Genomic DNA, 19,355 nt, shown 5'->3' on the forward strand with positions numbered 1-19,355 from the left:
ACGTGGATTTAAATATTAAAACATTAGCGGGCGACAATCATTCGGTATTGAATGTTGCAGATAGCGTGTTCTCTAGAGACTATAACGAAGCGCTCATTCATCAAGTTGTTGTTGCTTATATGGCAGGTAGTCGTCAAGGTACAAAAGCGCAAAAAACACGTGCCGAGGTTTCAGGTGGTGGCTCTAAGCCTTGGAGACAAAAAGGTACAGGGCGTGCTCGTGCGGGGACAATTCGTTCACCTTTATGGCGTAAGGGCGGTGTGATATTCGCTGCTAAACCAAGAAATTATGAGCAAAAAGTCAACCGTAAGATGTATCGAGCTGCCATTCAATCTATTTTATCTGAGCTGTTAAGAGCGGAGCGTTTGTTAGTGATTGAAGGCTTTAAAGTTGAGACGCCAAAAACAAAAGAATTTGTTCAAGCTTTAAAACAATTAGATATAAAAGAAGCATTAATCGTTGTAAGTCCTGAAGAGTTTACCGAAGAGCTTTATCTAGCTTCAAGAAACATTAAAAACGTAGCCGTTGTTGATTCACAAGAAATCAATCCAGTTGCTTTAATGTGTTTTGATAAAGTAATTATGACTCAAGAAGCAGTTAAGCAAGTTGAGGAGCGTTTAGTATGAATCAAGAAAGATTGCTTAAAGTGTTGCTAAGTCCGCATGTGACTAATAAGGCATATGAGGTAGCTGAGCGCTCTTCTTATGTTGTATTTAAAGTCGCAACTAATGCAACTAAAATAGAAATTAAAAAAGCGGTTGAAATGCTTTTTGAAGTAAAAGTTGAAGATGTGAAAACTGTCAACGTGAAAGGTAAAGCGCGCCGTTTTGGTCGTATTGAAGGTAGAACTAAGGACTGGAAGAAAGCTTATATTAGACTTGCTGAAGGTCATGACATCAATTTTATTGGTGCTGAATAAGTTAGAGGTGAGGATAAATAAATGAAAGTAGTTAAAGCAAAACCAACCTCTCCTGGTCGTCGCTTTGTTATTCAGGTTAAAAACCCTGACTTATACAAAGGTAAACCTTTTGCTGGATTAGTTGAGAAAAAATCTAAAAACTCAGGTCGTAATAACCAGGGTCGTATTACAGTTCGTCACCAAGGTGGTGGTCACAAGCAAAATTACCGCGTTATTGACTTTAAACGGGTCAAAGATGATATTCCTGCTAAAGTTGAGCGTATCGAATATGATCCTAACCGTACAGCATACATTGCCTTGGTGTTGTATAAAGACGGAGAAAGAAGATACATGATTGCACCAAAGGGTTTGGTTGAAGGTATGGAGGTAATATCTGGTGAGCATGTCTCGATCAAACCAGGTAACTGTATGCCAATTCGTAACATTCCTTTGGGTGCGGTTGTTCACAACGTTGAGTTGAAGCCAGGTAAAGGTGCTCAATTAGCACGTTCAGCGGGAGCTTCAATGCAAATCGTTGGTAAAGACAATGCTTATGCGATCGTGCGCTTGCGTTCAGGTGAGATGCGCAAAGTGTTGTTAAGTTGTCGTGCAGTAATTGGTACAGTGTCTAATTCTGAGCACAACTTAAGATCAATCGGTAAAGCTGGAGCAAATCGTTGGCGTGGTATTCGCCCGACCGTACGTGGTGTTGCAATGAACCCTGTTGATCACCCACATGGTGGTGGTGAGGGTCGTACATCTGCTGGGCGTCATCCTGTGACGCCGTGGGGTGTGAAGACTAAGGGTAAAAAGACACGTACAAACAAGCGCTCCAATAAGCTGATTGTACAAAGACGTAAATAATTAAAGGGAGAATATTGTGGCTCGTTCATTAAAGAAAGGACCTTTTGTTGATCATCACTTATTAAAGAAAGTGTTTGATGCGCAAGAGGCTAATTCAAAAAAGCCAATTAAAACTTGGTCGAGAAGATCCATGATTGTGCCGGATATGATTGGTTTAACAATTGCTGTGCATAATGGGCATCAACATGTGCCAGTGCTTGTCACTGAAAACATGATTGGACACAAGTTAGGCGAATTTGCTGTGACTCGTAATTACCGAGGTCACGCAGCAGATAAAAAAGCTAAGAAAAAATAATTGAGGTTTTCAATGGAAGTTCAAGCTAAATTAAAACATGCGCGAATTTCAGCTCAAAAAGCGCGTTTGGTTGCTGATCAAATTCGCGGTTTGCCAGTTGAAAAAGCGTTAAATCTTCTTTCTTTTAGCAATAAAAAAGCTGCTAGTCTGATCAAAGGTGTCTTAACGTCTGCTATCGCTAACGCTGAGCATAATGATGGGTTGGATATTGACGAATTGTATGTTTCTACAGTTCATGTCGATGAAGGTCCAACTATGAAACGTTTTGAAGCTCGCGCTAAAGGTCGTGGTAATCGTATTTTAAAACGCACTTCTCACGTAACCGTGAAAGTAGCAGAAAAAAATTAAGGGGCACTAAATGGGTCAGAAGGTACATCCTACCGGTATACGCTTAGGTTTTATCAAAGACTGGCGTTCAGTATGGTATGCAGGTTCCAAGGACTATGCAGATAAGTTAAACACGGATATCGAAGTGCGTACTTATCTTCATAAGAAATTGGAAAATGCTTCCGTTAGTCGTATTAAGATCGAAAGACCAGCGCAAAATGCTAAGGTCACTATTTTCACTGCGCGTCCTGGTATCGTGATTGGTAAAAAAGGTGAAGATGTAGAAATATTGCGTAATGAATTAACTAAAAAAATGGGTATTCCCGTTCAAATCAATATTGAAGAAGTTCGTAAGCCTGAACTAGATGCGCAGTTAGTTGCAGATGGCATTTCACAACAGCTTGAGAAGCGTGTAATGTTTCGTCGTGCGATGAAGCGTGCGATTCAAACAGCGATGAAAATGGGTGCTGAGGGGATTAAGGTATCGATTGCTGGTCGCTTGGGTGGTGCTGAGATTGCGCGCACTGAGTGGGCAAAAGAAGGTCGTATTCCACTTCATACTTTCCGTGCTGATATTGATTATGCAACATCTGAGGCTTTAACAACTTATGGTATTCTAGGTGTTAAAGTGTGGATATTCAAAGGCGAAATTCTTCCTGGTCAAGAGCGTAAGCCTGAAGCAGAAGATAAAGCGCCTAAAAAAGCAAAAAGAAGAGGGGCTAAATAATGTTACAGCCTAAGCGTACTAAATTCCGTAAACAGCAAAAGTTACGTAATCGTGGTCTTGCTCTGCGTGGTAATAAAGTAAGTTTTGGTGATTTCGGTTTACAAGCGATTGGTCGTGGTCGCTTAACTGCTCGCCAAATTGAAGCCGGTCGTCGTGCAATTAATCGCCACGTACGCCGTGGTGGTAAGGTTTGGATCCGTGTATTCCCAGATAAACCAATTACTGAAAAACCATTAGAAGTTCGTATGGGTAAAGGTAAAGGTAACGTTGAGTACTGGGTGGCCCAAATTCAGCCAGGAAAAATGCTTTATGAAATCCAAGGTGTGAGTGAAGAAATCGCAAGAGCTGCGTTTGCGCGTGCTGCTGCTAAACTTCCAATTGCAACCACATTCACAGAAAAGACGGTGATGTAATGAAGGCAAGTGAAAAAATTAAAGAATTGAAAGCAAAGTCTGCTCAAGAGCTAAAAGCGCAAAAAATTGATTTGTTAAAAGAACAGTTTAATTTGCGTATGCAAAAGGGCGCTGGGCAGTTAACGAAAAATCATATATTCAAAAACATTCGTCGTGATATTGCTCGTATTAATACAATTTTGTCTGAAAAACAAAAAGTAGGTGCTTAGAAATGAGTGATAAAATTAGAACGTTACTTGGAAGAGTAACCAGCGACAAAATGGACAAAACTATCACGGTTGTAGTTGATCGTAAAGTTAAGCATCCATTATATGGTAAGTTTGTCACTAAGACGACTAAGTATCATGCGCATGATGAAGGTAATGAGTGTAAAGAAGGCGATACAGTAGAAATTACTGAAACAAGACCTTACTCAAAGACTAAAAAGTGGCGTTTGGTTTCAATCGTAGAGCGTGCAAAATAAGGAAATTTGCATTTTATGTGCAGATTTCTTTCGTTGTGAAAAGCGCGAAATGTGTGTTAAAGCAAAGTTAGAAACTGCTTAAATTGCATTTTTGATTTTTGTTGTTATAATAGTGCGTCTTTTTGACGCCACTACTTAGAAATTGACGTAAGTGAGGTATAAAATGATTCAGATGCAAACTGAACTTCAAGTTGCTGATAATAGTGGCGCTCGTCGGGTAGAATGTATCAAAGTGTTGGGTGGCTCCCATCGTAGATACGCAAGTATAGGTGATGTGATTAAAGTTTCTGTTAAAGAAGCTAACCCACGCGGTAAGGTGAAAAAGGGTAGTGTTTACAGTGCAGTAGTGGTTAGAACAGCTAAAGGTGTTCGTCGCCGTGATGGATCTGTTTTGCGCTTTGATGGTAATGCAGTTGTTCTTTTGAATAACCAAAACCAACCGATTGGCACACGTATATTTGGTCCTGTGACACGCGAGCTACGTAGTGAAAAGTTTATGAAAATTGTTTCACTTGCCCCAGAAGTGTTATAAGTTGGAGTATAACAGTAATGAATAGACTGAAGAAAGGCGATGATGTAATCATTATTGCTGGTAAAGACAAAGGTCGTAGAGGAACGATAGTTACTGTGCTTTCTGATGAAGATCGCGTAGTAGTGGAAGGTGTGAATCTAGTAAAACGTCATGTGAAGCCTAATCCAAATAGAGGGGTTGAGGGTGGCATCGTTGAGAAAGAAGCATCTATCCACGCATCTAATGTTGCTTTATATAACCCTGCTACAAAGAAAGCTGACCGTGTTGGTATTAAATTTGTGGAAGATGGTAAGAAAAAGGTTCGCTATTTCAAGTCAAATGGCGAATTAGTAGATCTATAGGTAGTAAAATATGGCAAGGCTAAAAGCTTTCTATCAAGAAAAAGTAGTTGCACAGCTTAAGAATGAGCTTGGTATTGCTAATGTGATGGAGATTCCACGCATTACCAAAATCACGCTAAATATGGGTGTTGGTGAAGCTGCAAAAGATAAAAAAGCGATCGAGAATGCAGTTAAGGATCTAGAAGCAATCGCAGGTCAAAAAGCAGTGATTACTAAAACTAGAAAATCGATTGCAGGCTTTAAGATTCGTGATGGTTGGCCAATTGGTTGCAAAGTGACTTTACGTGGTAACCGTATGTATGAATTTTTAGATCGTTTGATTACAATTGCAATCCCTCGTATCCGTGACTTTCGTGGTTTGAATCCTAAATCGTTTGATGGTCGTGGTAACTATAGCATGGGTATGCGTGAGCAAATTGCTTTTCCTGAAATCGAATATGATAAAGTTGATAGTATTCGTGGTTTAGATATCACTATTACAACAACTGCAAAAAATGACGAGCAAGGCAAAGCATTGTTAAACGCATTTAACTTCCCATTGAAATCTTAAGGAGTTACTAGACAATGGCAAAACTTGGAATGATCCAAAGAGAATTGAAAAGACAGAGGTTGGTTGAAAAGTATGCTCAAAAAAGAGTTGAGCTTAAAGCAATTATTTTAAGCTCAACTGCCTCTGATGATCAAAAATGGGATGCACAAATTAAATTGCAAAAACTTCCAGTTAACTCATCGCCTTCACGCCTTCAGACACGTTGTCGTATTACAGGCAGAGCACATGCTGTATACAAGAAATTTGGGCTATGTCGTAATAAATTGCGTGAACACGCAATGGTTGGTGATGTTCCTGGCTTGAAAAAAGCTAGTTGGTAATAGAAGGATTAATTTTTATGAGTATGCAAGATCCTATTGCAGATATGTTAACAAGAATTAGAAATGGTTTGTCTGCACATAAGACAACGGTTTCTATGCCTTTGTCTAATAAGAAGAAGGCTATTGCTGATCTTCTTGTAAGTGAAGGTTATATCGAAAATGTTAATGTGTCAGAAGAGAATAATGGCACACTAAATATTGAACTTAAGTATCATCAAGGTCAACCTGTGATTGAAATGCTAAAACGTATAAGTCGCCCTGGCCTTCGTATATACAAAACGGCTGCTGAACTTCCAAAAATATATGGTGGTTTCGGTGTGGCAGTGATTTCTACTTCTCGTGGCTTAATGAGCGATAGACAAGCACGCGCTCAAGGTGTTGGCGGTGAAGTGATTTGCTACGTAGCATAAAGCAGGAGATATTCGATGTCTAGAATTGGTAAAAAGCCTGTTGCTATTCCTAGTGGTGTAACGGTTGCAGTGGCAAGAGATAATTTTGTGACTGTAAAAGGTGCTAAAGGCGAGTTAGTTAAAAAAATTAATAATGCGGTAACAATTGAAGTTGCAGATAAAGTGGTTAACGTTAAAGCGAATGACGACTCTAAAAGTGCAAACATGCAATCAGGTACAGCGCGCGCCTTGATTAACAATATGATTGTTGGTGTGAGCCAAGGCTTCGAGAGGAAATTACAATTGGTTGGTGTGGGATACCGTGCTAAAGCCCAAGGTAATAGTGTCAACTTAACGCTTGGCTTTTCCCATCCGGTTGATCACGAATTACCTAAAGGTGTAACAGTTGAGACGCCTTCTCAAACTGAAATTGTTTTGAAGAGTGCAAATAAAGAGCTACTTGGTAAAGTTGCAGCAGACATTCGTTCATATCGTGAACCTGAGGTTTATAAAGGCAAAGGTGTTCGTTATGCGAATGAAAAAGTCATAACCAAAGAAGCTAAGAAAAAATAAGTGAGTAGAGAGCTATGGATAAAAAAAATGCTCGTTTACGTCGTGCGAAGCGTACGCGAATCAAACTAAAAGAACTAAATCAAGTTCGTCTATGTATACATAGGACTCCAAGACATATGTATGCACAAATTATTTCTGGTGATGGTTCACAGGTTTTGGTGCAGGCGTCAACACTTGAGGAAGCTGTGAAAAAAGATTGTGCTTATACTGGTAACGTTGCTTCTGCAACGGTTGTTGGTAAATTCATTGCACAGCGCGCTATTGAAAAAGGTATTGAGCAAATTGCTTTTGACCGTTCAGGTTTTAGATATCATGGGCGTGTTAAAGCATTGGCTGATTCAGCTAGAGAAAATGGTTTGAAATTTTAATTAAAGGCGACTGATAATGGCAGATAATATGCAAAAAACTGACGGCTTGATTGAAAAGTTAGTCAGTGTTAAAAGACATGCCAAAACAGTAAAAGGTGGTAGAATCATGAGCTTTGCTGCCTTAGTTGTTGTTGGTGATGGAAGTGGTCGAGTGGGTATTGGGCGTGGTAAGTCTCGTGAAGTACCGGTTGCTATTCAAAAAGCGATGGAAAATGCGCGTCGTAATATGGTAACAGTGAACTTAAATGGTGATACATTATGGTATCCAACAACTGCAAGTCATGGTGCTTCTAAAGTATTTATGCAGCCAGCTTCCCCTGGTACAGGTATCATTGCAGGAGGAGCTATGCGTGCAGTATTTGAAGTAGTGGGTGTTCATAACGTTTTAGCTAAAACCTATGGTTCAACCAACCCAATTAACGTTGTTCGTGCAACAATCAATGGTATGACTAAGCTTAAATCTCCAGAAGAGATTGCTGAAAAGCGTGGTTTGTCTATTGAAGAAATTCAAGGGTAAGGACTATGACTGATAACAAAACATTTAAAGTAACCCTTATTAAAAGCTTAATAGGTCGTCACGAAAAGCACAAGGCATGTGCAAACGGCTTGGGTTTACGTAAAGTTCACCAATCTGTAGAAGTGATTGATACACTTGCTAATCGTGGCATGGCGAATAAAATCTACTACATGGTGAAAATAGAGGGGTGATTTCAATGAGATTAAATACGATTTCTCCAGCTGAAGGTTCAAAATCTGCAGCTAAACGCCTTGGTCGTGGAATTGGCAGTGGTTTTGGTAAGACTGCTGGTCGTGGTCACAAAGGTCAAAAAGCACGCGCTGGTGGCTACCATAAAGTTGGTTTTGAAGGTGGTCAGATGCCACTTCAAAGACGATTGCCTAAGTTTGGTTTTACTTCACGTAAGGCAAAATACGTTGCTGAAATTAGGTTACATGAATTAAATGCAATTGAAGCAGATGTAATTAATTTGGATGCGTTAAAAGACGCAGGTATAGTTCGTAAGGATATGCTTGCAGCACGTATTATTGCAAGTGGTGAAATCAACAAGGCAGTAACCATTAATGGTCTACACTGTACTAAAGGTGCGAAGGCTGCTATTGAAACAGCTGGTGGAAAGGTAGAGTAATATTGCTATGGCAACAAAAAATCTTAAAAGAGGTGGTGGTCTTCGCGAATTAAGACAACGCCTTCTTTTTGTCTTATTAGGCATTATTGTCTTTAGACTAGGTGTCTATATCCCTATTCCGTACATTGATGCAGATCAGCTGGCTAAGCTTATGTCAGCACAATCAGCAGGTGGTAATGGCTTACTGAGTATGTTTAATATGTTCTCAGGTGGTGCGCTTGAAAAGTTGAGTATATTTGCGTTGGGTGTAATGCCCTATATTTCTGCATCGATTATCTTCCAAATGATGAGTGCTGTATCGCCAAAGTTGATGGAGCTTAAAAAGGAAGGCGAGTCGGGACAAAAGAAAATAACGCAATATACCAGATATGCAACTTTTGTTTTGGCGCTAATACAGTCATTTGGTATTGCAGTGTATACTTTTAATCAGCCTGGATTAGTGGATATTGATTCAAGATTTTTGTTCTATTTTGCTGCTATTGTCTCAATGACTACAGGTAGTATGTTCTTGATGTGGTTGGGTGAACAGATGACTGAGCGAGGAATTGGTAATGGTATTTCATTACTGATTTTCTCAGGGATCGTTGCCAATTTACCATTTGAGGTGAGTACAACAATTTCACAAGCAAACCAAGGAATGATTTCGTACCTGACTGTTTGGGTGTTGTTAATTATTTTGTTGGCTGTTGTTGCTTTTGTCGTGTTTGTGGAACGTGCGCAGCGTCGTATTACGGTAAATTATGCTAAACGTCAGCAAGGTCGTAAAATGATGGCGCCACAAACAAGTCATTTACCATTAAAACTAAATATGGCAGGTGTGATCCCACCAATTTTTGCTTCATCTATTTTGATGGTTCCTGGCATGCTTTCTAATTGGTTTGCTTCTTCGCCATCATTGGGATGGTTAGCAGAAATAGGCGAAGCACTACAACCAGGTAGCTTGCTGTATACTTTAATTTTTGCAGCAGCGATTATATTTTTCTGCTTTTTTTATACAGCGCTTGTTTTTAATCCAAAAGAAACGGCAGATAACCTTAAAAGATCCGGTGCCTTTATTACTGGCGTGCGTCCAGGTGAGCAAACAGCAAAATACATTGATTCAGTGATGAGTAAATTGACTTTGATTGGTTCAATTTACATTACTGCAATTTGTTTGCTACCAATTTTCATTATGAATTTTTTTGGTCATGGGTTGTCATTTACATTTGGTGGAACTTCATTATTGATCGTGGTTGTGGTAATCATGGATTTTATGGCACAAGTTCAATCTCATATGATGTCAACGCAATATGATTCATTATTGAAAAAGGCAAATTTAAGTAATTACGGTAAATTATAGTTTTAACAAAAATGAGGTAATACAATGAAAGTCAGAGCTTCCGTAAAGAAGATGTGCAGAAACTGTAAAGTGATAAAGCGCAATCGTGTGGTTCGTGTGATTTGTACTGATCCAAGACATAAACAGCGTCAAGGTTAATAATTAAACATGGCGACTTGCTTTTTCAACTGAAAAAAGGTATCTTTGTCCGCCGTGAGAATTTTACTAACAATTTTAAGATATTAATAAAGTAAAACGGAGTATTGTGAATGGCTCGTATAGCTGGGATTAACGTTCCTGATCATAAACATGCTGATATTGCCTTAACAGCAATCTATGGTATTGGACGTCCGCGTGCACTTAAAATTTGTGCAGCATGCAACATTGAACCAAGCAAAAAAGTCAAAGACTTGACAGAAGAGCAGATCGAGTTATTGAGAACTGAGATTGCTAAGTTTACAGTAGAAGGTGATCTACGTCGTGAAGTATCAATGAACATTAAGCGTTTAATGGACTTAGGTACATATCGTGGTCGTAGACATCGTCGCAATCTGCCTGTAAGAGGTCAACGTACGAAGACAAATGCTCGTACACGCAAGGGACCAAGAAAGCCAATTAAGGCATAAGTACAATTATAACAAAACAAATAGGAATCGAACTTATGGCAAAAGCTGTAAAGCCTAAGAAAAAAGTCAAAAAGAGCGTGCCTGATGCAATTGCACACATTCATGCTTCTTTTAACAACACGATTATTACTATTACAGATCGTCAAGGTAATGCCTTATCTTGGGCAACTTCTGGCGGTAGTGGTTTTAGAGGTTCTCGTAAAAGTACACCTTTTGCAGCACAGGTTGCTGCTGAGCGTGCAGGTGAACTAGCGCTTGAATATGGTGTAAAAAATGTTGATGTATTGGTGAAGGGTCCGGGTCCTGGACGTGAATCTGCAGTACGTGCTTTAAACGCGAAAGGCTTTAAGGTAACAAGTATTACAGACGTAACACCATTACCACATAATGGTTGTCGTCCTCCGAAAAAACGTCGTGTGTAAGATTTAAGGTAAGTAAAATGGCTAGATACTTAGGACCTAAGTGTAAGCTTTCTCGTCGAGAAGGCACGGATCTTCAGCTAAAAAGCGGTGTGAGATCAATTGAAGAGAAATGCAAAATTAATACGCAACCTGGTCAGCATGGTGCAAAAAGAGCGCGTCTTTCTGATTATGGTTTGCAATTGCGTGAGAAACAAAAAGTGCGTCGTATTTATGGCATACTTGAGAACCAATTTAAAAAATATTATACAGAAGCAGCAAGGCGTAAAGGTAATACAGGTGCTAACTTGTTAGAGCTTTTAGAAGGTCGTTTGGATAACGTTGTTTATAGAATGGGCTTTGGATCAACGCGTGCAGAGGCACGTCAGTTGGTGACTCACAAAGGTGTTTTAGTAAATGGTAAGACTTGTAACATTCCTTCTTTTAATTTAAGCGCAGGTGATACGATTGCTGTGCGTGAAAAATCTAAGAAGCAACTGCGCATTCAAAGTGCGTTAGAGTTATCTAAGCAACGTGGATCTGTTTCTTGGATTGAAGTAAATGAAGCCAAGCTTGAAGGTGTATTTAAATCTAAACCTGAACGTGCTGAATTACCTGCAGACATCAACGAGCAACTTATCGTCGAGCTATATTCTAAATAATAGATAAACGGAGAGCAGTTAATGCATACTTGTCCAACTGAAGTTTACAAACCACAAATTAGCAGTATTACTGAAGTTAAGCGCAACTGCTTTAGCATTGTGCTTGAACCATTTGCTGTTGGTTTTGGTCATGTAATGGGGAATGCTCTCAGAAGAATTTTACTATCTTCCATTCCAGGTGCTGCTATTACTGAAGTTCAAATTGAAAGGGCTTTACATGAGTACTGCACACTGGAAGGTGTTCAAGAAGACGTTGTTGAGATTCTACTTAATTTAAAAAAGCTTGCTGTTAGTTTGGAAAATGACGTTGAAGAAGCCTATTTAACTCTGGAGAAAAAAGGGTCTGCAAAAGTTACTGCTGCAGATTTAGGAGCAAGCGGTAATGTGGATGTGGCTGATCCTGATTATGTGATTGCGCATTTAAACGAAGGTGGACATATCAATATGTTGGTCAAAGTAGCGCAAGGTCGTGGATTTGTACCTTCAACGGTATATAGTCAATCACCTGAAGAAGAACTTTTGGTTGGTCACATCCCATTAGACGCTTCTTTTAATCCAGTGTTAGATGTTTCTTTTACTGTTAAGGCTTTAGATAACAGTAGTGAAAAGCTCGAAATTTTTATGCGTACTAAAGGTACGATTAAGCCAGAGGTGGCAATCGAGACGGCGATGACTTATTTCTATGAGCAAATTGCTGTTTTTGTAGATTTAAAAGCACCTTTGGGTCGTAAGATGACTCAGGATACGCCTGAAATCGACCCTTTACTACTTAGACCGGTTGAAGATTTGGAGTTAACGGTTAGATCAGCTAATTGCTTAAAAGCACAAAATATCCGCTATTTGGGTGATTTAGTGCAATTCCCTGAATCTGACTTAATGCGTATCCCTAATTTAGGGCGTAAGTCTTTGAATGAAATTAAATCTGTGCTGGCAGAACGTGGCCTTTCTTTGGGTGTTAGAATTGACAACTGGCCGCCAGAACAATTGAGTAATAAGTAATATAATTTTAACTAGAAGGAAATTACTATGCGTCATCGTAAGAGTGGTCGTAAGTTTAATAGAACAAGCAGCCATCGCAAAGCGATGTTTAGAAACATGTCAGCGTCTCTATTAAAGCACGAGCTGATTAAAACTACGCTTCCTAAAGCAAAAGAGCTAAGGGGTTTTGTTGAGCCTTTAATTACTCTAGCTAAGCGTGAAGTTGAATTGCGCAAGAGCGATATTGACCTGGCCAGCAATGAGTTTAAAGCACAAGTTGTTGCTTTAAGACGTCAAGCGTTTAGCTTTTTGCGTAACAAAGAGGCAGTCAAAAAGTTGTTTGAAGAAATCGCTCAGCGTTATGAAGCACGTCCAGGTGGTTATACACGTGTGCTTAAGTGTGGTTATCGTTTTGGTGATAAGGCGCCAATGGCATTTATTGAGCTTGTTGATCGTCCTCAATCAGAAATTGAAAATGTTGTAGAAGCATAATCAATATAAGCTTACTAAAATATTAAGCCCACTTAAGTGGGCTTTTTTATTTCTAATTCTCTTGACATTGACTAAGTTCAGTCTCAGGCTTATTCAAATTATTTAGGTGTAATCATGAAGATAACTGGATGAAGAGAATATTAATTGCTGGTGGTTCAGGTTTTATTGGTAGAAATTTAGTACATCATCTAAAAAAAGAGGGTTATTTTGTAATACTTTTAAGTCGTACACCAAGGTTGATTAATGGGTATGATCAAGTGATAACTTGGGACGAAATTATACCTGAACAAATAGCGACATTTGATGTTGTGATTAATTTGTGTGGTTACGGCATCAGTGAAAAAAAGTGGTCACCACAAATTAAAAATAAGATTGTTAATAGTCGAGTTGAGACGACAGAATACTTAATTAAACTGATTGGGGATAATGATATATGGCTTATTAATGCCAGTGCAATTGGCTTTTACCCTTTTTCTTTTAAGCTCCAAAATGAAGATAATATTGAGGTATTATCAAAGCATAATACAGGCTTCTGTCAATATATTGCAAAGCAATGGGAGGCAGTAGTTATAGGTTCAAGACTAAGACGCAAGACTATCTTGCGCTTTGGAGTAGTCTTGGGGAAAGGTGGTATGCTTAATCAGTTATTATCTAGTGTTAAAATGGGCATGGGTGCAAGAATTGGTGATGGTCAGCAGTTGATGTCTTGGGTGCATATCAATGACTTATGCCGTGCGCTGCTATTTTTACTAACAATAGATGCTGTTAATACAACTTTTAATATCGTCGCGCCTAATGCCTGTACACAAGCTAAATTTATGCGAATACTTTGCCAAAAAATGAATAAGCGTCAATGGTTTGTTATCCCAAAATTTATGGTCAAACTCATGTTTGGACAAATGGGAAATGAGTTGCTATTAGCTTCGCATTGTATCGAACCTAAACGGTTACAAAATTTAGAATTTAAGTTTATATATCCAACCATTGAATTAGCATTAGAAAGTATTGTAAAAGAGACCCAAACTTAAACTCGAGAATTGGTTCAAATTGACTTAATTAGTTATCCTGTAAAATTTGCATTATTAATTGATACAGGAGAAAGAGAAGCAAGTAGGTGATATGTGAAAACAGTAACGTCACAATATAGAGAATATGATAAATACGCAGTCTTATTAGTTAATCTAGGCACTCCAGACTCGTACACAGTAAAAGACGTAAAACAGTATTTAAAACAATTCTTATCGGATAGACGAGTTATTGAATTAACCCCTTTAATTTGGCAATTGATTTTAAGATTATTAGTTCTGCCATTTCGTTCTCCTAAAACTGCAAAGCTTTATCAAAAAGTTTGGTTGAAAGAAAAAAACCTTTCACCGCTTATGTATTACACTCAAATGCAAACTAAGAGGCTAGCACAAGCAATAGATAACGATGTTATCGTTGACTTCGCCATGCGTTATGGTGAGCCTTCAATAGAAGCAAAAATCCATAGCTTACAAGCACAAGGCGTAACAACAATTAAAGTATTTCCTTTATACCCACAGTATTCTGCTACAACGACAGCTTCTGTTTATGACGAAGTGTTTCGTGTGCTCAAAAAAATGCGTAATCAGCCTAACATTATTGGAGTTAAACCATATTACGCTCATCCACAGTATATTGAGGCATTAAAAAAGAGTGTTTTAACCTATATACCTAAGCTTAATTTTGCCCCAGATATTATTTTATTCTCTTTTCATGGCATACCTAAACAATGCGTGGATAAGGGTGACCCCTACTATTGGCAGTGTCAAGAAACTTATCGTTTAGTTAAAAATGCGCTTTCTAACCTTAATATTGAGCTTAGGATGTCTTTTCAGTCGCGTTTTGGACCTAAAAAATGGTTAAGCCCTTATACAACAGATGTTTTAAAGATCCTTCCAACTGAAAATAAAAATAAAATTTTACTTGTTACTCCAGGGTTTGCGGCAGATTGTTTAGAAACATTAGAGGAGCTTAATGAAACCGAGCGTAAAACTTTTCTTCAGGCAGGGGGTACGCATTATGCAGTTATGCCATGCTTAAATGATAGTGATGAACATATGGAGTTGTTAAAAACCTTGGCAAAATAACAAAACTTTTATAGAATTGACCAGCTTTAAAACCTTGGAGAATGCTATGGCTCGTGTAACAGTAGAAGATTGTTTAGAAAAAATAGATAGCCGTTTTGAGTTGATTGTATTAGCAGCAAAAAGGGCACGTAATTTAATGTTAAGTGGTCAAGAACCGCGTGTCGAATGGGACAATGATAAAGCAACAGTTGTTGCTTTACGTGAAATTGCTGGTGGCAAGATATCTAAGTCAGAATTACGAGCACAGCAAGAATATTAGAAAGTTCAAAAATAATAATTTTAGTGATTGACTTTGTTTTTTTTGGCTCTATAATTTGGTTTCGTTCTCGGGTGCTTAGCTCAGCTGGGAGAGCATCGCCCTTACAAGGCGAGGGTCGGGGGTTCGAACCCCTCAGCACCCACCAGAGATTTTAAAAGGCTTCTAAGTGGAAGCCTTTTTTGTTTGCGTTATAAAGTGTATTTGCTTGTGTTTTGGGCACTTGTTTGTAACAATAACGCGACTCTTTGCTATTGTTTTATATTTAATAAAGCACTAGCTTATCGAGAGTAAGTACGATAAACCGAAAGGAGTAAAAATATGAAACATTATGAAATTGTGTTTATGGTTCATCCTGATCAAAGCGATCAGTTACAACAGATGTTGCAAAAATATCGTGAAATCATTGAGTCAACTGGCGGTAAGATTCATCGTCTAGAAGATTGGGGGCGTCGTCAACTTGCTTATCCAATTGCAAAACTTCATAAAGCACATTACATCTTGATGAATATTGAATGTAATACTGAAGCATTGAATGAGCTAAATGATTCATTTAGATATAATGATGCGATTCTTCGTCGTTTAGTTTTGAGTACTAAAGGTTCAATAATTGAACCCTCAGTGATGATGGCTAAAGATGAGAAAAAAGAAGTTAAAGAAACAGTTGATACTGAGTAAGGAGAGAACTATGCGTGTAAATCGTCGTCGTAAAGTGTGTCGTTTTAGTGTTGAAGGCGTAAAAGAAATCGATTACAAAGATTTAAACACTTTAAAAGGATATATTACGGAAACCGGTAAAATCGTTCCAAGTCGTATTACAGGTACTTCAACTAAGTATCAGCGCCAACTTGCTACTGCAATTAAAAGAGCAAGATTCTTGGCGTTAATTCCATACTGTGATCGTCACTTTAATTAATACCAGCTAAGAGGTCTTTCACAATGCAAGTTATTTTAAAGGAAAAAGTAGAAAACCTAGGTGCTTTAGGTGATGTGGTAAATGTTAAGCCTGGCTATGCGCGTAACTATTTAGTACCTTATGGTAAAGCTGTTCAAGCAACTGAGCAAAACATTGCTACATTTGAGAAGCAAAAAGCAGAATTGCAACAAGCAGAAGCTGTCCGTTTGGCAGATGCTAAAGCAAAAGCAGAAAAAATTATAGGTCAAGTGTTCACAATTGTTGCTCCTGCCGGAGATGGTGGTAAGCTATTTGGTTCGGTGGGTACGAAAGAAGTAGCTGAAGTGATCGCCAAAACCGTTGGTGTTGAAGTTGAGAAACGCCATGTGCGCATGCCAGAAGGTATTATTCGTTCGTTGGGTGAGTATAGTTTATTGGTTCATTTGCATACAGATGTAGATGCGGATATTCAGTTAATTATTAAAGCTGAATAAAAAAGATATATAAAACGCTTTTATTATTTAAGCCGCAATTTTGCGGCTTTTTTGTAGTTATTTATTCTTCTTTTCAGTCAAAATGGCAAAAATTTTATCTGTGATGATGTCTGCTGGTTGTTTGCCATCAATTTTTACGTAAGTAGTTTTTTTAGTGTTTATGTCATCAGGCTTAAAATTTTGATAATATGCAACCAATGGTGCAGTTTGTGCATGATAAACGTTTAAGCGTTTTTTCACTGTCTCTGCTTTATCATCTTCGCGTTGAATCAAGCATTCACCTGTCACGTCATCTTTGCCTTTAGTTTTTGGTGGATTGTTCTCAATGTGATAAGTGCGTCCAGATGGTTCATGAATTCTACGTCCTGAGATCCGTTTGATAATCAATTCGTCATCCAAACTGATTTCAATGATGTAATCGATGTTGATGCCAAGTTTTTTAAACGCTTCTGCTTGACCAATTGTGCGTGGAACACCATCAAGCATGAAACCATTTTTACAGTCGTTTTGAATTAGTCGCTCTTTAACAATTTGCATGATAAAATCATCCGAGACTAGCTCGCCTATATCTAGAGTTTTCTTAAGTTTTACACCTATGTCAGAGCCAGATTTAATTGCAGCTCTTAACATGTCTCCAGTTGAAATTTGTGGAATGTGAAACTGGGCTTCTATGCGCTTTGCTTGCGTGCCTTTTCCCGCTCCTGGAGGTCCTAAAAGAATTATATTCATTTGTGTTCCTGATATTTTAAAATAAAGTAGTTTTATGATAAAAAAAATTAGGCATAATGCCTATTAAAGTCTGAGATTTTTTTGTCACATTGCTTATTTGGTTCCTAGCCTAGGTTGTAACCATTTGAAGATATTATGGAGTTGAAAATTCAAAAATTTTCCAACTTCGCGATGTAAATCACTTGATATAGCCATCAATTCAATTAAAGTTTCAATTTCCATATTCATCATAGCTTCACATTGTGAATTCATAATAAAGGGATTCTCACTTAATTAATAAAGCATTTCGGAAAAAAACTATTGCAATAGTATTCAATAATTGATACGCTTGATCGGAGTCATTATTAAGGTCACCCCCATACCTTAATGCTAAACACCCCTCCCTACATGAAAAGGATTTACTCAACTAGCAAGGAAATGACTCAAGTCCCATTATTACCTGAGAACTCTATCTTCTTTAAAGAAGATAAAAGGCATTATGCCTAATTTTTTGGATAACACAAGTTATTTTTTTGAAATTTATGTTTGTACAGGATGTTTTTTCATTTGAATAGCTTTATTGCACAAATTTTTCTATTCAATTAAAACCTGTTTATTGATGAATAAAGGAAATTAACCCATCACATCATGAATAAAGAAATCGACAACTTAAACATTACTGAAATAGATGCCTATCCCAAGATATTAAATAGACACCGATGCTATAAAACCACGATTCTGTATTTAGTAAATACTCATCGTTTAAGGTTAGACACCTTTTAATTGTAGAAGCATAGCTTGTAGCTGCCTTACCCACCTTAATACTCTCCCCGGTAATCTTCGGTTCGCTCTCAGCTCCGCCATTTGCAACATCTAACTATTAATAAAACTCGCTACTTCTTCATCATCGATCTGCTCAAAACCAGCGGAATTTAACTCACTCTTTATTTTTTCTATTTGGTTGACTCTTCCGATTAATTGCATTGCTGCATGAGTCTCGCTATCGTCAAAAACTCTGCAAAGCACAATATCGTTAGCGTTACTAAAAATAGAATTCACATTTTCACTTGAAATCCCATTTGTAGAATTATTAAAACAATCTAGTATGGATTGAGCGGATGTGTTTTTTGAGTTAAATACTAGAGATACATATCTATAGTGAGTAATTGAATTGAGAGGCAAACTTTTAATATCATTCGCCTCATTTTTTACTAAAGAATATACGCCTGTAGACTCATTCCTTATTAATACATCTCCCTCGCTAAACCCTTCTTTCAGTTGTTTCTTTAGTTTCAACTCCTGAACTTTTGAACCCGAAAAAGCTGTGCCAGTTGTTAGCCATTTAAAAACATATGGGAAAAAAGAGAGTAAAACAGGAAGAAAACTAGTCCATATTTTTGTCAGGCTATCGATATCCCGCTGCAAGATAGTGATAGTAGCTAAACTACTATCGCCTGATTTTTTTGATTGTTCCCAAAGGTTTATACCTTCGTCGTACAAAAAAACTGGTTTCATTTTTAATCCTGCTTTATATAAGTATGGGAGTCAGCATTATTCTTTAAAGACTGCTTAATACCTTGAGCATTTCGCAGTTCACTGTTGAAATGAGAACCATGATTACCAAATTTATGTCCTAACGTATGCTCACGAATCGTAGCTGTACTTTCATCAGCAATCTTAAATTCGTAAACTCGCCCTTCAACATGACCTTGTTGGTCTCTAATTTTTTCGTGATACGTATTGCTTGGTTGCTGGCTTCTAGGTATTCCAGCTTTTTCCTTGGCCTCTCTAAATGCCGCTTTTCTAAAGAGAGTGCTATCTGCCCCTTTTGGAACAGTAGTCACAAACTCACGTATTTTACCTGCTTCATGGCTAACTTGAGTTGTTTTCCCAGTTGCAACACTTGCCTTAACATTCTCCACAACCATCTTTGGTACAGCAGCTTTAGCCAGAAACATTCCTCCTCTAACCGCTACTTTACCTATAGTGTAAGGAACTCCTATCACGGGGATTGATACCCCTAAATACATAGATGCAGTAGTCCCTGCGTAATAAGCAGAAGCATTAACTATTCCATTTTCATAACCAAACCCTGTTAAGCCAAATGTCGTATCATCCATAAAACCATTGGCAAAATGGGTGGCTAAACGTTTAATATAATCCGATAAATCTAGCCCTGTTTGTAGTTGAAGGCTATGTAACGGTCGACTAT

35 protein-coding genes and 1 tRNA gene are annotated in these 19,355 nt (G+C 38.1%); 33 read left to right on the plus strand and 3 right to left on the minus strand.

From position 1 onward, the window contains the following. Positions 1 to 2: 2 nt before the first annotated feature. From rplD to rplI, 33 genes are all read left to right on the plus strand, one after another. Positions 3 to 626, plus strand: coding sequence for a 50S ribosomal protein L4 (gene rplD, locus DNJ77_RS04450; RefSeq protein WP_116963797.1), 624 nt, complete (start codon positions 3 to 5; stop codon positions 624 to 626). Then, complete coding sequence (gene rplW / locus DNJ77_RS04455; protein ID WP_116963798.1) at positions 623 to 919, plus strand: 50S ribosomal protein L23; 297 nt, start codon at positions 623 to 625, stop codon at positions 917 to 919. The genes rplD and rplW overlap by 4 nt, the downstream gene beginning before the upstream one ends. Positions 920 to 940: 21 nt before the next feature. Then, positions 941 to 1,762 (plus strand): 50S ribosomal protein L2, encoded by an 822-nt coding sequence (gene rplB, locus DNJ77_RS04460; protein WP_116963799.1) that lies wholly within the window; start codon positions 941 to 943, stop codon positions 1,760 to 1,762. 16 nt (positions 1,763 to 1,778) lie between these two features. After that, positions 1,779 to 2,057, plus strand: a complete 279-nt coding sequence (gene rpsS / locus DNJ77_RS04465; RefSeq protein WP_116963800.1) for a 30S ribosomal protein S19 — start codon at positions 1,779 to 1,781, stop codon at positions 2,055 to 2,057. 12 nt (positions 2,058 to 2,069) lie between these two features. Further along, positions 2,070 to 2,405 carry a 50S ribosomal protein L22 gene (rplV, locus tag DNJ77_RS04470; protein WP_116963801.1) on the plus strand — a complete coding sequence of 112 codons (336 nt, stop codon included), beginning with the start codon at positions 2,070 to 2,072 and terminating at the stop codon, positions 2,403 to 2,405. Positions 2,406 to 2,415: 10 nt separating this feature from the next. Further along, the gene (gene rpsC, locus DNJ77_RS04475) at positions 2,416 to 3,111 is read left to right on the plus strand and encodes a 30S ribosomal protein S3 (protein WP_116963802.1); all 696 of its coding nucleotides are present in this window, start codon (positions 2,416 to 2,418) and stop codon (positions 3,109 to 3,111) included. After that, a complete protein-coding gene (gene rplP / locus DNJ77_RS04480; protein ID WP_116963803.1) occupies positions 3,111 to 3,524 on the plus strand; it encodes a 50S ribosomal protein L16 in 414 nt (137 codons plus the stop codon). Before rpsC ends, rplP begins: the two co-directional genes overlap by 1 nt. Continuing rightward, positions 3,524 to 3,733, plus strand: a complete 210-nt coding sequence (gene rpmC / locus DNJ77_RS04485) for a 50S ribosomal protein L29 (protein ID WP_116963804.1) — start codon at positions 3,524 to 3,526, stop codon at positions 3,731 to 3,733. The genes rplP and rpmC overlap by 1 nt, the downstream gene beginning before the upstream one ends. 2 nt (positions 3,734 to 3,735) lie before the next feature. Beyond that, positions 3,736 to 3,987 (plus strand): 30S ribosomal protein S17, encoded by a 252-nt coding sequence (gene rpsQ / locus DNJ77_RS04490; protein ID WP_116963805.1) that lies wholly within the window; start codon positions 3,736 to 3,738, stop codon positions 3,985 to 3,987. A gap of 163 nt (positions 3,988 to 4,150) precedes the next feature. Beyond that, positions 4,151 to 4,519, plus strand: coding sequence for a 50S ribosomal protein L14 (gene rplN, locus DNJ77_RS04495; protein WP_116963806.1), 369 nt, complete (start codon positions 4,151 to 4,153; stop codon positions 4,517 to 4,519). 17 nt (positions 4,520 to 4,536) lie between these two features. After that, complete coding sequence (gene rplX, locus DNJ77_RS04500) at positions 4,537 to 4,860, plus strand: 50S ribosomal protein L24 (RefSeq protein ID WP_116963807.1); 324 nt, start codon at positions 4,537 to 4,539, stop codon at positions 4,858 to 4,860. A 10-nt stretch (positions 4,861 to 4,870) separates the two neighbouring features. Then, positions 4,871 to 5,410 (plus strand): 50S ribosomal protein L5, encoded by a 540-nt coding sequence (gene rplE, locus DNJ77_RS04505; protein WP_116963808.1) that lies wholly within the window; start codon positions 4,871 to 4,873, stop codon positions 5,408 to 5,410. Between the two features lie 14 nt (positions 5,411 to 5,424). Then, entirely contained in the window at positions 5,425 to 5,730 is a 306-nt protein-coding gene (rpsN, locus tag DNJ77_RS04510; protein WP_116963809.1) for a 30S ribosomal protein S14, read from the plus strand. Between the two features lie 17 nt (positions 5,731 to 5,747). Then, entirely contained in the window at positions 5,748 to 6,140 is a 393-nt protein-coding gene (rpsH, locus tag DNJ77_RS04515) for a 30S ribosomal protein S8 (RefSeq protein WP_116963810.1), read from the plus strand. Positions 6,141 to 6,155: 15 nt separating this feature from the next. Further along, positions 6,156 to 6,692, plus strand: coding sequence for a 50S ribosomal protein L6 (rplF, locus tag DNJ77_RS04520; protein ID WP_116963811.1), 537 nt, complete (start codon positions 6,156 to 6,158; stop codon positions 6,690 to 6,692). Positions 6,693 to 6,706: 14 nt separating this feature from the next. After that, positions 6,707 to 7,060 carry a 50S ribosomal protein L18 gene (gene rplR, locus DNJ77_RS04525; RefSeq protein WP_116963812.1) on the plus strand — a complete coding sequence of 118 codons (354 nt, stop codon included), beginning with the start codon at positions 6,707 to 6,709 and terminating at the stop codon, positions 7,058 to 7,060. A 16-nt stretch (positions 7,061 to 7,076) separates the two neighbouring features. Then, complete coding sequence (rpsE, locus tag DNJ77_RS04530) at positions 7,077 to 7,577, plus strand: 30S ribosomal protein S5 (RefSeq protein ID WP_116963813.1); 501 nt, start codon at positions 7,077 to 7,079, stop codon at positions 7,575 to 7,577. A 5-nt stretch (positions 7,578 to 7,582) separates the two neighbouring features. After that, positions 7,583 to 7,768, plus strand: coding sequence for a 50S ribosomal protein L30 (gene rpmD / locus DNJ77_RS04535; RefSeq protein ID WP_116963814.1), 186 nt, complete (start codon positions 7,583 to 7,585; stop codon positions 7,766 to 7,768). Positions 7,769 to 7,773: 5 nt separating this feature from the next. Then, positions 7,774 to 8,205: a 50S ribosomal protein L15 gene (gene rplO / locus DNJ77_RS04540; RefSeq protein ID WP_116963815.1), complete on the plus strand. Its 432-nt coding sequence runs from the start codon at positions 7,774 to 7,776 to the stop codon at positions 8,203 to 8,205. Between the two features lie 7 nt (positions 8,206 to 8,212). Next, positions 8,213 to 9,544, plus strand: coding sequence for a preprotein translocase subunit SecY (gene secY, locus DNJ77_RS04545; RefSeq protein ID WP_116963816.1), 1,332 nt, complete (start codon positions 8,213 to 8,215; stop codon positions 9,542 to 9,544). 24 nt (positions 9,545 to 9,568) lie between these two features. Beyond that, positions 9,569 to 9,682: a 50S ribosomal protein L36 gene (gene rpmJ / locus DNJ77_RS04550; RefSeq protein ID WP_003017816.1), complete on the plus strand. Its 114-nt coding sequence runs from the start codon at positions 9,569 to 9,571 to the stop codon at positions 9,680 to 9,682. 110 nt (positions 9,683 to 9,792) lie between these two features. Then, positions 9,793 to 10,149 carry a 30S ribosomal protein S13 gene (gene rpsM, locus DNJ77_RS04555; RefSeq protein WP_116963817.1) on the plus strand — a complete coding sequence of 119 codons (357 nt, stop codon included), beginning with the start codon at positions 9,793 to 9,795 and terminating at the stop codon, positions 10,147 to 10,149. Positions 10,150 to 10,184: 35 nt separating this feature from the next. After that, positions 10,185 to 10,571 (plus strand): 30S ribosomal protein S11, encoded by a 387-nt coding sequence (gene rpsK / locus DNJ77_RS04560; protein ID WP_116963818.1) that lies wholly within the window; start codon positions 10,185 to 10,187, stop codon positions 10,569 to 10,571. A gap of 17 nt (positions 10,572 to 10,588) precedes the next feature. Beyond that, on the plus strand, positions 10,589 to 11,209 hold the full coding sequence (gene rpsD / locus DNJ77_RS04565; protein ID WP_116963819.1) for a 30S ribosomal protein S4: 621 nt from the start codon (positions 10,589 to 10,591) through the stop codon (positions 11,207 to 11,209). Positions 11,210 to 11,230: 21 nt separating this feature from the next. After that, a complete protein-coding gene (locus DNJ77_RS04570) occupies positions 11,231 to 12,208 on the plus strand; it encodes a DNA-directed RNA polymerase subunit alpha (protein WP_116963820.1) in 978 nt (325 codons plus the stop codon). Between the two features lie 27 nt (positions 12,209 to 12,235). After that, the gene (gene rplQ, locus DNJ77_RS04575; RefSeq protein ID WP_116963821.1) at positions 12,236 to 12,679 is read left to right on the plus strand and encodes a 50S ribosomal protein L17; all 444 of its coding nucleotides are present in this window, start codon (positions 12,236 to 12,238) and stop codon (positions 12,677 to 12,679) included. A gap of 128 nt (positions 12,680 to 12,807) precedes the next feature. Continuing rightward, entirely contained in the window at positions 12,808 to 13,707 is a 900-nt protein-coding gene (locus tag DNJ77_RS04580; protein ID WP_116963822.1) for a TIGR01777 family oxidoreductase, read from the plus strand. Between the two features lie 93 nt (positions 13,708 to 13,800). Continuing rightward, the gene (gene hemH / locus DNJ77_RS04585; protein ID WP_116963823.1) at positions 13,801 to 14,790 is read left to right on the plus strand and encodes a ferrochelatase; all 990 of its coding nucleotides are present in this window, start codon (positions 13,801 to 13,803) and stop codon (positions 14,788 to 14,790) included. A 46-nt stretch (positions 14,791 to 14,836) separates the two neighbouring features. Beyond that, positions 14,837 to 15,049, plus strand: coding sequence for a DNA-directed RNA polymerase subunit omega (rpoZ, locus tag DNJ77_RS04590; RefSeq protein ID WP_116963824.1), 213 nt, complete (start codon positions 14,837 to 14,839; stop codon positions 15,047 to 15,049). A 69-nt stretch (positions 15,050 to 15,118) separates the two neighbouring features. After that, positions 15,119 to 15,194, plus strand: a tRNA-Val gene (locus DNJ77_RS04595). Between the two features lie 173 nt (positions 15,195 to 15,367). Continuing rightward, entirely contained in the window at positions 15,368 to 15,724 is a 357-nt protein-coding gene (rpsF, locus tag DNJ77_RS04600) for a 30S ribosomal protein S6 (protein WP_116963825.1), read from the plus strand. 10 nt (positions 15,725 to 15,734) lie between these two features. Beyond that, positions 15,735 to 15,962 carry a 30S ribosomal protein S18 gene (rpsR, locus tag DNJ77_RS04605; protein WP_116963826.1) on the plus strand — a complete coding sequence of 76 codons (228 nt, stop codon included), beginning with the start codon at positions 15,735 to 15,737 and terminating at the stop codon, positions 15,960 to 15,962. Between the two features lie 23 nt (positions 15,963 to 15,985). After that, positions 15,986 to 16,435, plus strand: coding sequence for a 50S ribosomal protein L9 (rplI, locus tag DNJ77_RS04610; RefSeq protein ID WP_116963827.1), 450 nt, complete (start codon positions 15,986 to 15,988; stop codon positions 16,433 to 16,435). 57 nt (positions 16,436 to 16,492) lie between these two features. On the opposite strand, the gene adk is transcribed toward rplI, so the two are convergent. From adk to DNJ77_RS04625, 3 genes are all read right to left on the minus strand, one after another. After that, positions 16,493 to 17,164: an adenylate kinase gene (adk, locus tag DNJ77_RS04615; RefSeq protein WP_116963828.1), complete on the minus strand. Its 672-nt coding sequence runs from the start codon at positions 17,162 to 17,164 to the stop codon at positions 16,493 to 16,495. A gap of 852 nt (positions 17,165 to 18,016) precedes the next feature. Next, on the minus strand, positions 18,017 to 18,658 hold the full coding sequence (locus DNJ77_RS04620; protein ID WP_116963829.1) for a hypothetical protein: 642 nt from the start codon (positions 18,656 to 18,658) through the stop codon (positions 18,017 to 18,019). 2 nt (positions 18,659 to 18,660) lie between these two features. After that, positions 18,661 to 19,355: HNH/endonuclease VII fold putative polymorphic toxin (locus DNJ77_RS04625; RefSeq protein ID WP_204723362.1), on the minus strand; the 695-nt coding region annotated here is incomplete at its 5' end.

The organism is Fastidiosibacter lacustris (assembly GCF_003428155.1).
Classification (GTDB): Bacteria; Pseudomonadota; Gammaproteobacteria; order Francisellales; family Francisellaceae; genus Caedibacter; species Caedibacter lacustris.

What these genes read in the sequence shown, in the direction of transcription:
- rplW (WP_116963798.1), top strand. Translation starts at nt 623, where the DNA reads ATGAATCAAGAAAGATTGCTTAAAGTGTTGCTAAGTCCGCATGTGACT.
- rplB (WP_116963799.1), top strand. Translation starts at nt 941, where the DNA reads ATGAAAGTAGTTAAAGCAAAACCAACCTCTCCTGGTCGTCGCTTTGTT.
- rplV (WP_116963801.1), top strand. Translation starts at nt 2,070, where the DNA reads ATGGAAGTTCAAGCTAAATTAAAACATGCGCGAATTTCAGCTCAAAAA.
- rpsC (WP_116963802.1), top strand. Translation starts at nt 2,416, where the DNA reads ATGGGTCAGAAGGTACATCCTACCGGTATACGCTTAGGTTTTATCAAA.
- rplP (WP_116963803.1), top strand. Translation starts at nt 3,111, where the DNA reads ATGTTACAGCCTAAGCGTACTAAATTCCGTAAACAGCAAAAGTTACGT.
- rpmC (WP_116963804.1), top strand. Translation starts at nt 3,524, where the DNA reads ATGAAGGCAAGTGAAAAAATTAAAGAATTGAAAGCAAAGTCTGCTCAA.
- rpsQ (WP_116963805.1), top strand. Translation starts at nt 3,736, where the DNA reads ATGAGTGATAAAATTAGAACGTTACTTGGAAGAGTAACCAGCGACAAA.
- rplN (WP_116963806.1), top strand. Translation starts at nt 4,151, where the DNA reads ATGATTCAGATGCAAACTGAACTTCAAGTTGCTGATAATAGTGGCGCT.
- rplX (WP_116963807.1), top strand. Translation starts at nt 4,537, where the DNA reads ATGAATAGACTGAAGAAAGGCGATGATGTAATCATTATTGCTGGTAAA.
- rplE (WP_116963808.1), top strand. Translation starts at nt 4,871, where the DNA reads ATGGCAAGGCTAAAAGCTTTCTATCAAGAAAAAGTAGTTGCACAGCTT.
- rpsN (WP_116963809.1), top strand. Translation starts at nt 5,425, where the DNA reads ATGGCAAAACTTGGAATGATCCAAAGAGAATTGAAAAGACAGAGGTTG.
- rpsH (WP_116963810.1), top strand. Translation starts at nt 5,748, where the DNA reads ATGAGTATGCAAGATCCTATTGCAGATATGTTAACAAGAATTAGAAAT.
- rplF (WP_116963811.1), top strand. Translation starts at nt 6,156, where the DNA reads ATGTCTAGAATTGGTAAAAAGCCTGTTGCTATTCCTAGTGGTGTAACG.
- rplR (WP_116963812.1), top strand. Translation starts at nt 6,707, where the DNA reads ATGGATAAAAAAAATGCTCGTTTACGTCGTGCGAAGCGTACGCGAATC.
- rpsE (WP_116963813.1), top strand. Translation starts at nt 7,077, where the DNA reads ATGGCAGATAATATGCAAAAAACTGACGGCTTGATTGAAAAGTTAGTC.
- rpmD (WP_116963814.1), top strand. Translation starts at nt 7,583, where the DNA reads ATGACTGATAACAAAACATTTAAAGTAACCCTTATTAAAAGCTTAATA.
- rplO (WP_116963815.1), top strand. Translation starts at nt 7,774, where the DNA reads ATGAGATTAAATACGATTTCTCCAGCTGAAGGTTCAAAATCTGCAGCT.
- secY (WP_116963816.1), top strand. Translation starts at nt 8,213, where the DNA reads ATGGCAACAAAAAATCTTAAAAGAGGTGGTGGTCTTCGCGAATTAAGA.
- rpmJ (WP_003017816.1), top strand. Translation starts at nt 9,569, where the DNA reads ATGAAAGTCAGAGCTTCCGTAAAGAAGATGTGCAGAAACTGTAAAGTG.
- rpsM (WP_116963817.1), top strand. Translation starts at nt 9,793, where the DNA reads ATGGCTCGTATAGCTGGGATTAACGTTCCTGATCATAAACATGCTGAT.
- rpsK (WP_116963818.1), top strand. Translation starts at nt 10,185, where the DNA reads ATGGCAAAAGCTGTAAAGCCTAAGAAAAAAGTCAAAAAGAGCGTGCCT.
- rpsD (WP_116963819.1), top strand. Translation starts at nt 10,589, where the DNA reads ATGGCTAGATACTTAGGACCTAAGTGTAAGCTTTCTCGTCGAGAAGGC.
- DNJ77_RS04570 (WP_116963820.1), top strand. Translation starts at nt 11,231, where the DNA reads ATGCATACTTGTCCAACTGAAGTTTACAAACCACAAATTAGCAGTATT.
- rplQ (WP_116963821.1), top strand. Translation starts at nt 12,236, where the DNA reads ATGCGTCATCGTAAGAGTGGTCGTAAGTTTAATAGAACAAGCAGCCAT.
- DNJ77_RS04580 (WP_116963822.1), top strand. Translation starts at nt 12,808, where the DNA reads ATGAAGAGAATATTAATTGCTGGTGGTTCAGGTTTTATTGGTAGAAAT.
- rpoZ (WP_116963824.1), top strand. Translation starts at nt 14,837, where the DNA reads ATGGCTCGTGTAACAGTAGAAGATTGTTTAGAAAAAATAGATAGCCGT.
- rpsF (WP_116963825.1), top strand. Translation starts at nt 15,368, where the DNA reads ATGAAACATTATGAAATTGTGTTTATGGTTCATCCTGATCAAAGCGAT.
- rpsR (WP_116963826.1), top strand. Translation starts at nt 15,735, where the DNA reads ATGCGTGTAAATCGTCGTCGTAAAGTGTGTCGTTTTAGTGTTGAAGGC.
- rplI (WP_116963827.1), top strand. Translation starts at nt 15,986, where the DNA reads ATGCAAGTTATTTTAAAGGAAAAAGTAGAAAACCTAGGTGCTTTAGGT.
- adk (WP_116963828.1), bottom strand. Translation starts at nt 17,164, where the DNA reads ATGAATATAATTCTTTTAGGACCTCCAGGAGCGGGAAAAGGCACGCAA.
- DNJ77_RS04620 (WP_116963829.1), bottom strand. Translation starts at nt 18,658, where the DNA reads ATGAAACCAGTTTTTTTGTACGACGAAGGTATAAACCTTTGGGAACAA.